The 6,844-nt window shown below is 62.6% G+C and carries 6 protein-coding genes; 5 read left to right on the forward strand and 1 reads right to left on the reverse strand.

The window, feature by feature from the left end; genetic code table 11:
• Positions 1-135: 135 nt before the first annotated feature.
• The 4 genes from AB0362_RS11275 to AB0362_RS11290 are packed head-to-tail and all read left to right on the forward strand — an operon-like array spanning position 136 to position 3,981.
• Positions 136-1,347 carry an ABC transporter substrate-binding protein gene (locus AB0362_RS11275; RefSeq protein WP_317549045.1) on the forward strand — a complete coding sequence of 404 codons (1,212 nt, stop codon included), beginning with the start codon at positions 136-138 and terminating at the stop codon, positions 1,345-1,347.
• Complete coding sequence (locus AB0362_RS11280) at positions 1,344-2,183, forward strand: ABC transporter permease subunit (RefSeq protein ID WP_317809485.1); 840 nt, start codon at positions 1,344-1,346, stop codon at positions 2,181-2,183. The genes AB0362_RS11275 and AB0362_RS11280 overlap by 4 nt, the downstream gene beginning before the upstream one ends.
• On the forward strand, positions 2,180-2,953 hold the full coding sequence (locus AB0362_RS11285) for an ABC transporter permease subunit (protein WP_317549043.1): 774 nt from the start codon (positions 2,180-2,182) through the stop codon (positions 2,951-2,953). Before AB0362_RS11280 ends, AB0362_RS11285 begins: the two co-directional genes overlap by 4 nt.
• Positions 2,950-3,981, forward strand: a complete 1,032-nt coding sequence (locus AB0362_RS11290) for an ABC transporter ATP-binding protein (RefSeq protein ID WP_317549042.1) — start codon at positions 2,950-2,952, stop codon at positions 3,979-3,981. The genes AB0362_RS11285 and AB0362_RS11290 overlap by 4 nt, the downstream gene beginning before the upstream one ends.
• A 479-nt stretch (positions 3,982-4,460) precedes the next feature.
• On the opposite strand, the gene AB0362_RS11295 is transcribed toward AB0362_RS11290, so the two are convergent.
• Positions 4,461-5,647 (reverse strand): IS3 family transposase gene (locus tag AB0362_RS11295; protein ID WP_269596900.1). Its coding sequence is split into 2 segments (ribosomal slippage): positions 4,461-5,380 and positions 5,380-5,647, totalling 1,188 coding nucleotides; the frame shifts between segments, so codons are not numbered across the junction.
• Between the two features lie 359 nt (positions 5,648-6,006).
• On the opposite strand from AB0362_RS11295, the gene AB0362_RS11300 reads away from it, so the two are divergent.
• Complete coding sequence (locus AB0362_RS11300; protein ID WP_317810923.1) at positions 6,007-6,498, forward strand: hypothetical protein; 492 nt, start codon at positions 6,007-6,009, stop codon at positions 6,496-6,498.
• Positions 6,499-6,844: the final 346 nt, after the last annotated feature.

A 6,844-nucleotide genomic window follows, 5' to 3' on the forward strand; every position in this document is an offset into this window, starting at 1 on the left:
TTGTGCACAAGACCCGTGTGCCCGCGTGTTCAGCGGTTGTCTCATTCGACCGATTACGGTGGTGAGGGCAGCGTCGACGATGGCTGCTTCGGTTGATCTGGAGGGCCCACGGTGATTCGTTCAGTACGGTGCGCAGTGACGATTGCGGCGAGCGCAGGGCTGCTGCTGACCTCCTGCGCTGCGCCGGATTCGGAAGCACCGATTGCCGAGGCGCAGTCGTGGAGCGAGATCGAACAGCAGGCGCAGGGGCAGACCGTCTCGCTCTGGATGTACGGCGGCGACGAGCAGGGCAATGCCTACGTCGACGACGTGCTCACCCCCGCGGCGGCCGCGGAAGGTGTCACGCTGCGGCGCGTGCCGGTGGAATCGACCACCGACGCCGTGAACCGCATCCTGTCCGAGCGACAGGCCGGGGTCACCGACGGCGAAGTGGATCTGGTGTGGGTCAACGGCGCGAACTTCGGCACCGGTAAGCAGGCCGGCGCATGGCTGTGCGGCTGGCCGCAGAATCTGCCGAACATGGAACTGACCGATCCCGAGGATCAGCTGTTGCTCGACGACTTCGGCACTCCGGTCGAGAACTGCGAATCACCCTGGCACAAAGCTCAATTCACCCTCGTCTACAACGCGGCAGCCATCCCCGATCCGCCGACGACATTCGACGGCGTGCTCGACTGGGCTCGCGCGAACCCGGGTCGCTTCACCTACCCCGCTCCCCCGGACTTCACCGGCTCGGTGTTCGTGCGTGAGGCGTTGATCAATGCCTCCGGCGGGGTCGACGAGGTTCCCGCTCAGTTCGATCAGGACTCCTACGACCGCTTGGCCCCGGCGTTGTTCGATCAATTGAACGAGCTCGCCCCGTCGCTGTGGCGCGAGGGAACGACGTACCCGCAGTCCTCCTCCGAGCTCGACGCCCTCTACGCCGGTGGCCAGGTCGACATGACGATGACGTACGGCCCCGCAACCCTCCCGAAGCTCGTCGCCGACGGCACCTTCCCACCGGAGACCCGCGTCCTGACTCTCGACGAGGGAACCGTCGGGAATGCGAGTTTCCTTGCCATTCCGTCGACGTCGGGGAAGTCGGCCGCGGCTCAGGTGGTTGCCAATCTTGCTTTGTCGCCCGAGCAACAACTCGAAAAGGCGACGCCGGACGTGTGGGGGCAGTTCACCGTGCTCGATATCGACCGATTGCCCGATGACGCCCGAGCCCGGTTCGAGGCGTTGCCGAGCTCGACTGTTCTGCCCTCCTACGAGGAGCTGTCGGAAAACGCGCATCCCGAACTCTCGGCCGATTGGGTCTCGCCGGTCGACGAGGGTTGGCGTCGAAGCGTGCTCGCCGGTCAGTGAGCGCGTCCACGAAGAGCTTTCGCGGCACGGCGGCGGTCTTGCCTGCCGTAGTGCTGGTAGTTCTGGTCGTCGGCGGCGGTCTCGGAACCGTGGTGCTGCAGAGCCTGGGTCTGATGCCGTTGGTCGGAACCCCCGAACTATCGGTCGACGCATACTCCGCTCTGGGCGATGACCTGTGGCGCTCGGTGGTGCTGACGCTGTCGATTGCCGTCGTGTCGACGGCGTTGGCCACGGTGATCGGGCTTGCCGCGGCGCTGACGGCGTTGTCGGGTGGACGCGCCGCGTTGGTCGCCGCCGGATTGGCCGTCACGGTGCCGCACTTGATCGGGGCGGCCGCGATGGCCCTGTTGCTGGCGGATTCGGGCATGCTGCCCCGCATTCTCGGACTCACCGACGGCGGTTGGCCGGAGTTGGTCGGCGGGCGGTGGTGGATCGCTGTCGTCGCCGAATATGCCTGGAAGGAATCGGCTTTCGTAGCCGTCGTCGTGGCCGGAACGCTCGCCACCCGAGTCGCCGCATTCGAAGAGACGGCGGCGACCTTGGGTGCCGGCCGGTGGGCTCGGCTCCGGTTGGTCACTCTGCCGTTGGCTCGTCCCGCGCTGATCGCGTCGGCGGCCATCGCGTTCGCCTATACCGTCGGCTCCTACGAGGTGGCCCGCATTCTGGGTCGACCGTATCCGGAGCCGTTGTCGGTGATGGCAATTCGCCTGTTCACCTCGATCGATCTTCAGACGCGTCCGCAGGCAGCAGCTGCCGCGACGATCGCTACCGCGCTGACGGTGGTCGTGGCCGCCGTGGCCCTGCACTATCTGCGCAGATCGGCAGCGTGGAGATGAAAAGGGTTCTTCCCGCCGTCGGCAGGTCCGCTCTGGTCCTGTGGTTCCTGCTGCCGCTGATTCCGGTTGTCTTGTGGGCCATCAGCAATCGCTGGTCGTTTCCCGGTTCGGTTCCCCAGGAATGGGGATTCGACGGCGTTAGGAGTGCTCTCGACACTGGTGGCGTCGATGCGTTCGTGCGATCGACCCTTCTCGCTCTCGTCGTCGCCGCCATCGCAACGCCATTGGGCGCGTTGGCCGCTCGCGCCCTGGTGAACGGTACTGTCCGCTTCCCCGCTTTCGTGGCCGGGATCCTCTTCGCGCCGCTTGCCCTTCCCCCGTTCGCCGTGGCATTGGGACTCGATGTTCTGGTGCTGCGCTCACGCATTCCGAGCACGGTGGCGGTGATCGCGTTGCTGACCGTTGCGGCCATTCCGTACACGACGTATCTGATGCGAGTGGCGTTCGGCGCGTACGACATCGGCTACGAGGAGGAGGCACGCACTCTCGGTGCGTCGAGTGCCATGGTGCTGCGGCGAATTCGCATTCCCCTGCTGGCTCCGGCGTTGGCGGGGGCGGCGTTGCTCGCGTTCCTCGTGGCGTGGAGCGACTACGTGATCACCTTGTTGATCGGTGGAGGCAGACTGGTCACCGTGCCCATTCTCGTCGCCTCGTTCGCTGCGGGAACCGGTAACGATTCGGTGGTGGCTGCGCTGTCGGTCGCCGCCGTGGTGCCGCCGCTGTTGCTGGTGCTCATGCTGGCCCGGCTGCGTCGTAGGAGTGCACGATGAGCGTCGAACTGTCCGTACACGGACTCACCAAAGTCCATACCGGTCAATCGGTTGCGGCACTGGATTCGTTGGATCTCACCGTGCCGCCGGGGTCGTGTACGGCGATTCTCGGGCCGTCGGGTTCGGGAAAGAGCACGGCGCTGCGGCTCATCGCGGGACTGGATTCGCCCACTGCCGGCACCGTGCACATCGACGGCCACGAGGTGACCGATACAGCGGCCGAGAAGCGCGGCGTCGGAATGGTGTTTCAGCGTCCGATGTTGTTCCCGCACATGTCGGTACTCGACAACATCGGCTTCGCCTACCGAGCTGCCGGGGAGAGTCGCAAGCGTTCGCGCGAACGTGCCCGGGAGTACCTCGACCTGGTGCATCTGGGTGACATCGGGGGACGGGCGGTCTCCGAGGTGTCGGGCGGGCAAGCGCAGCGGGTGGCGTTGGCGCGTTCACTCGCCGGGTCGCCGCGAGTGTTGTTGTTGGACGAACCATTCAGTGCGCTGGACCCGGTGTTGCGTACCGAGATGCACGATCTGGTGCGCGAATTGCGTTCGACGCTGGATCAGACCCTGCTACTCGTCACCCACGATCAGCAGGAAGCGGCGGTGCTGGCCGATTCGGTGGCGGTGCTCATCGACGGCCGATTGGAGCATCACTCCGATATCGCAACGGCCTACACGCGCCCGAGCACGTTGGCAGTCTCGCGACTGATGGGCGGGATGAACGAAATCGAGGGGCAGTGGGATGGGGTTGGGGTGCATAGCTCCGAGCTCGGGGAGCTGGAGGTCGACGGAGTTTATCTGCCGGCCGGGCCTGCCGTGCTGCTGTTGCGACATGAGCTGATTGCGCTGAATGACAACGGGATTCGTGGGGTTGTTTCGGGTCTAAGGCCAACCGGATTTCGCAGCATCGCCGACGTGACGGTGGGCTCGACGGTGTTGAAAGTGGAGTTGGCGGCGGGATCTACTGTGCGGGTCGCGGATGCAGTGGGATTGAAGATTCCGGGTGGGGCGCGGTTCGTTATCGGTCGGTAACTATGGATGGAAAGGCGAAGGGGCTTACGCCGTGAGCGTTTGGACGCCGTGGTTCTCGACCCCGCCCGTACGAAAACTGCAGTTAACACAACGTCAGGATACGGCCGCCCCACGTTAGCTGACCTATTGTCTAGATCGACCCCTCGACGCGGCGGCCTGAATCGCTCAACCTCGCGAACGTAATTCTTTATGTTACGAAACGAGAGAACGGTAATCTCGGGGCCAGACTAGTATCTGCACAGTGACCCTCATCCTGGCTGCGACGGTCGGCCACCACGTGTTTCACACAAGCGACCGACTGATCACCGTGCCGAGCCGGGTCAAGAACCGAAGCCAAGCGTGGGACATTGCCAGCAACAAGACGGTAATCGTCGTCGCTAGTGACTGCTGGCTTGTTATCGGCTACACCGGCCTCGCCTACTTGGACGGCATACCAACTGATCTGCCGCGAGGATTTCGGACAATGGAGATGACTATTTTCAGGCCGCGATCGCGGCCTGCTGGTAACTGTAGTGGACGTCGTTCGGGATTCGGTACCCGAGCGCTGAATGTCGACGACGCGGGTTGTAGAAGCCTTCGATGTACCTGATGATGTCCTCTCGCGCTTTGGCTTTGGTGGAATAGATCGTTCGATAGACACACTCGTTCTTCAGCGCCGCGAAGAAACTTTCGGCCATGCTGTTGTCCCAGCACACCCCGGTCCGTCCCATCGAGGACTGCATGCCCAGTGAGCTCACCAGAGCACGGTAGGCGCGTGAGGTGTAGACACTGCCGCGGTCGGAGTGAAAGATCGCTCCCGGCTCGATGAGGGTCGTTGTCGCGGCGTTCGTCAACGCAGCCGCGACGAGCTCGGTGCGCATGTGATCGGCGATCGACCAGCCCACCACTTTGCGAGAGAAGCAGTCGATGACCGTCGCGAGGTAGACGAACCCCTGCCAGGTGTGGATGTAGGTGATGTCGCCGACGAACTTGATCCCCGGCCGGTCCGCGGTGAAGTCCCGCTGCAACAGATCCGGCACGACCGGGTCGCTGTTGGGGTCCGAATCGGTGGTGGTGCGGAACGGACGCGGCTGGCAGGGAATCAGGTCGTGCTCGCGCATGATCGACCGAACCAGTTCTGGGGAACATTCGATGCCGGCATCAGCGAGATCTGCATGGATGCGGCGATACCCGTACGTTCCGTGCGATACACCGAAGAACACTCGGATCTGTTCTGCAAGAACATCTCTGCGGATCGAGGTGGCGGACTGCGGTCGGCTGCGCCAGTTGTAGAATCCTGAGGTCGAGACCTCGAGCCAGCGGCATCGGTCGGTGATCGGTGTTGCCGCGGAGTCGTCCGCGACATAGGAATCGATGAACTCGTACTTCGCCACTATCGTGGCTCCCGCGCGAAGTACGATGCTGCTTTTTTCAGGAAGGCTGCCTCGGCACGCAGTTCCCGGTTCTCGCGTTCGAGCTGCGCCAGACGCGCACGCTCGGTCAGCGTCAGTTCGCTCTCGGGGCCGCCGCCGTGAGTCTCACGATACTTGCTCAGCCACCGCCGCAGACTGTCGTCGCCCACCCCGTAGGCCTTGGCGACTTCACTGATGGGTTTGGACGAGTCGATCACTTCGCGGCACAGTTCGTCCTTGAACTCTGCCGAGAAAGATCGCCGTGATCTGCTCATGCTGGTCGGACTCATTTCAGTAGATCCCTATCCTAAGCGGGTCCAGTGTCCGAAATCCCTGGGCCGATCAAACAGACCAATTCATCGCCGAAGCAATATCAGGCCAGAAGAATCTTGCTGGAAGCGGAATTTCCGCTTGGGGACTCCCTGCAGACAAAATGCACTACCGGTCAATCACTAGCCGGCTCTCAGCAGCGATCGAAAACGCCTATACTCGGCTCCCCTCACACGTTCGGCGCTATCCAACCACCATCCTCGGTGCAGGCCTTCAACACGCCACACCCCGCCTCCGCCAGGTCATGTTCGAAACAGTGCACTGCGAGTCAGGAACAACACACACCGAACTAGCCAAACGACACGTGCCCAGTCAAACCTTTCATGTGAACGCCGTCGGCTCCTACAATCCACTCGTTCACGGAATGCTCCGCCAGGCACTGAAAAGACACGGGTCCACCTCGGCGCACAAGTTCCAATCCTTGATGACGGATGCGGTTCGCACTACAGGCCAGATGTCTGACGTCGTCGGTGAAGACGTACTCGCGGTCACGCTGCAGCCCACCGAGCGCAGAATCGAAGTCACTTTCAATCAGGCTGACACGTCCATACAGATACCGATGCCGGCGGGAGCCGGCGACGATCCCGACCAATGGGCGGACCATCCCCGCGTGTACACCCCATTCGCATTACTGCCGGGCATGATTTTTCATCCAGCCGTCGCATCGGTGGGAGGATGGAACACTACCATCGACAAGGGGCCGCCCCTCGAATACACGATCTCGGGTCGCGGGCTAAATCCCAGGCAAGGTCGTTTCTATTACGGATCTCACCCGCGTAAGCAGCCGCCCAGCTAAGCCTCGAATCAAGGCAGGAAATAAGGCTCGCTGCTAGCACCAGACTTCGGGCACACAAGTTCCGTTTGAGGATGTCCAGTTACCGCACGGTCAACGTGAGTTGACGGCGGGGCCCCGAGTCACTCTGTTGTATCCCAGACGACGGTTCAAGCAAGGCATCACGGTTGATCAACCGCGCTGTGGTGGGCAGTACCGGAGATCGACCAGCAAGTCATTGAAGAGTCATTGTCGACATTGTTCTTCCTTGATATTGAACCGTCCTGGATCTGATGGAGACCTGGTTCAAGCCACTTCGCGGTCGGAGGTGGCGGTCGAGCATTGATGACGGTACTCGTTTTCGTAGTCG

This window comes from Rhodococcus sp. NPDC079359 (assembly GCF_040702585.1).
GTDB lineage: Bacteria > Actinomycetota > Actinomycetes > Mycobacteriales > Mycobacteriaceae > Rhodococcoides.

What these genes read in the sequence shown, in the direction of transcription:
- AB0362_RS11290 (WP_317549042.1), top strand. Translation starts at nt 2,950, where the DNA reads ATGAGCGTCGAACTGTCCGTACACGGACTCACCAAAGTCCATACCGGT.
- AB0362_RS11285 (WP_317549043.1), top strand. Translation starts at nt 2,180, where the DNA reads ATGAAAAGGGTTCTTCCCGCCGTCGGCAGGTCCGCTCTGGTCCTGTGG.